Origin of the sequence: Streptomyces sp. NPDC042638 (assembly GCF_040647235.1) — a bacterium.
GTDB lineage: Bacteria > Actinomycetota > Actinomycetes > Streptomycetales > Streptomycetaceae > Streptomyces > Streptomyces rameus.
On sequence record NZ_JBEZBT010000006.1, the window covers coordinates 236,160 to 238,664 of the forward strand.

Sequence of the window (2,505 nt, forward strand, 5' to 3'; positions counted from 1 at the left end):
CGTTCCGCGGCCGGGACGTGTGCCGCGGCTCTCGCCCGCCTGCGGCGTGCGCGGCGGCCGACGCGCGGTTCCTGGTCCGGTAGCCAGCCGAAGGCGAGGCAGCTGCCGGTGACGCCGAGGAGCAGGCCGAGGAAGAAGCCGCCGAGATTGGAGGTGATCCAGGTCCCCAGGGAGACCAGGACGCCGGTGATGGAGTAGAAGAGCCGCTGGGACGGGTTGAAGAGGATCAGCAGGCCCAGCAGCACCATGAGGCCCGGCAGCAGATAGCCGGCCAGGCCCTGCATGCCGATGTGCAGCACGACCTTCAGCGAGGCCTTCTCGGTGAGCAGGATCTCGCCGCCGCCGAGGGCGAGCAGCAGTCCGCCCCAGAACGGCCGGCGGGCCCGCCATCCGCGGAAGGCGAGCCTCGGTCTCCGGCGAGCACGGTCCGGCACGGCGATCAGCAGCCCTTGTCGCTGAAACCGAGATGGAGGCCCGGCAGTTTGAACACGCCCGCCGTGGTGGCGTAGTTCGTCTGCCGCAGACTGGCGATGTGCACGGTGTCGGCCTGCTGACTGAAGACCCCGATCGGGCCCTTCACGCCCGCCTTGGTCAGCGTGCTGGCGTCGTTGCCGATCTCGATGTGGTTGAACTCCGCGTTTCCGGACAGCACGGTGGAGTCGGTGGTCAGGTCGGTCGCCAGCACCTTGTCCTTGCCGCCGCCCGCGGTGATCAGGAGGTTGGTGCCGCCCAGGTCGACGCTCTGGCACAGCTTGGTGAGAGTGGCGTCCTTGATGGCGGAGGTGACGACGAGTACCTGACCGCCGGTGTCCCCGGCGTTCGGGCTGCCCTCCGCCATGTTGTCGAGCGCGCCGAACTGCTCGAATCCGGTGCCGGTCAGATCCGTCGCGGTGACCGTGAACGGCATGCCGGAGATGGCGAACTGCACGCCCAGCGCTCCTTGCGCGGTGAGGACCGCGAGGCCGGCGGCGACCAGGGTGGCGGGCACCGCCATCACCGCTGCACGGCGGGCCCGGACCCGGCCTCGTCTCTCGCCGCCGCTGGTGCTCCCGGCGGCGTTCGGGACTTCGGACGGGGTGTCGCTTCCAGGGTTCTCGGGGGTGTTGCCGACGGACGGTACGTCCGGGGACGAGGCCATGTCTGCTCCCATGTGCATCGATCAATGCGGGTTGGGCTTCAGTGGCGCGGTGTCCTGGCGCGGACAGCGGACGCCGCGCACGCCTCCTCGCGACTCCCGGCGGATGCAAGGGCTTTCTCGTTACGCGGCAGTAGCCTTCGAGGAAGTTACCGCCGGTTACTTTGGGGGGTCAAGGGAGATGTGGAAAAAGGGTGTGGGATGTGCGCGGGCGGCGGCCACGTGCCACAACTCGCCATCGCAGCCTTGACGTTGATGCCCAGTCAGGTCTAGAACTTCCCCTGTTTCCACGGATCCGTGGCGCCGGGTCCGGCAAGCGGCACCAGCCGCGTCCCGCGGCGCAGGTACCGGCCGTGTTCCCGGCCTGTCATGGCAACCGCTCAACCTCGCAGGCCGGCTCCGGCACGATCGCTTTCCCTCTTTCCCGGCCGTGCCCGGCCCGGCCCCCCTTGTCCGGCCCGGCCGGAGGTCTTCCCCCGAGACCTTCGGCCGGTGCCCGGTGTGCCGCCGTCGCGGGTCCGCCGCGTACGGAGAAGGCGCTACGGCCCCGCGCCGGCGGCACCGCGCGCACCATCCGCCACCCCCCACGTCACCTCATCCGCCACCCCACCTCGGAAGAGAGGCACCCGCATGCGTACGCGCTCCCTCCTCGCCCTCGCCGGCGCAGCCACCGCGCTCGCCCTCACCTGGGCCACCCCGGCCTCCGCGGCCGGCACGGTCCTCACCACCGGCAGCACCGGCGGCACCGCGGTCGCCGTCGGCGACACCCTCACCGCGCCCCTGGCCACCGGAACCTCCGCGACGTTCTACTCCAGCGCGACCGGCACCAGCGGGGTCAAGTGCACCGCCTCCCAGTTCACCGCCAAGGTCACCGGCAACCCGACCGCGCCCGGCACGGCCACCGAGTCCGTCACCGGGCACACCTTCAACAGCAGCACCTGCACCAGCAACGTCACCGGGGTCCTCGGGGTCAACGGCATCACCATCAACAACCTGCCCTACTCGGCGACGATCACCTCGAGCGGCACCCTCACCGTCTCGCCCCCGAGCGGCTCCGTCATCCAGGCCACGGTCCAGCTGCGCACGCTGCTGGGCACCGTGACCTGCGTGTACCAGGCGCCCGGCCTGACCGGTAAGGCCGACAACGCCGACAGCAGCATCGCCTTCGCCAACCAGCAGTTCACCAAGACCTCCGGCTCGTCGCTGTGCTTCGCCAACGGCTTCTTCACGGCCAAGTACGCGCCCGTCACCGACGGGGGTGTCCGCGTCTACGTGAACTGACGTACCGGACAGTCCGGTTCAACGTCCTCGCAGCCGCAGCCGCAGCCGCAGCCGCAGCCGCAGCCGCAGCCGCAGCCGCAGCCGCAGCC

Annotated in this window: 3 protein-coding genes; 1 reads left to right on the plus strand and 2 read right to left on the minus strand. The window is 70.7% G+C overall.

Translation table 11 applies throughout. The annotated features are described in order from the left end of the window. Both AB0B40_RS08210 and AB0B40_RS08215 read right to left on the minus strand, forming a co-directional pair. A partial coding sequence (locus AB0B40_RS08210) for a DUF6114 domain-containing protein (RefSeq protein WP_362263541.1) occupies positions 1 to 446 on the minus strand: 446 nt, incomplete at its 3' end. Further along, complete coding sequence (locus AB0B40_RS08215; protein ID WP_345051759.1) at positions 440 to 1,138, minus strand: DUF6230 family protein; 699 nt, start codon at positions 1,136 to 1,138, stop codon at positions 440 to 442. The genes AB0B40_RS08215 and AB0B40_RS08210, both read right to left, overlap by 7 nt. Positions 1,139 to 1,765: 627 nt before the next feature. Here AB0B40_RS08215 and AB0B40_RS08220 point away from each other — a divergent pair. Then, positions 1,766 to 2,416 carry a Tat pathway signal sequence domain protein gene (locus AB0B40_RS08220; RefSeq protein WP_362263535.1) on the plus strand — a complete coding sequence of 217 codons (651 nt, stop codon included), beginning with the start codon at positions 1,766 to 1,768 and terminating at the stop codon, positions 2,414 to 2,416. Positions 2,417 to 2,505: the final 89 nt, after the last annotated feature.

Bases quoted from the DNA above. Each gene is read 5' to 3' on its own strand.
- AB0B40_RS08220 (WP_362263535.1), top strand. From the start codon at position 1,766: ATGCGTACGCGCTCCCTCCTCGCCCTCGCCGGCGCAGCCACCGCGCTC.
- AB0B40_RS08215 (WP_345051759.1), bottom strand. From the start codon at position 1,138: ATGGCCTCGTCCCCGGACGTACCGTCCGTCGGCAACACCCCCGAGAAC.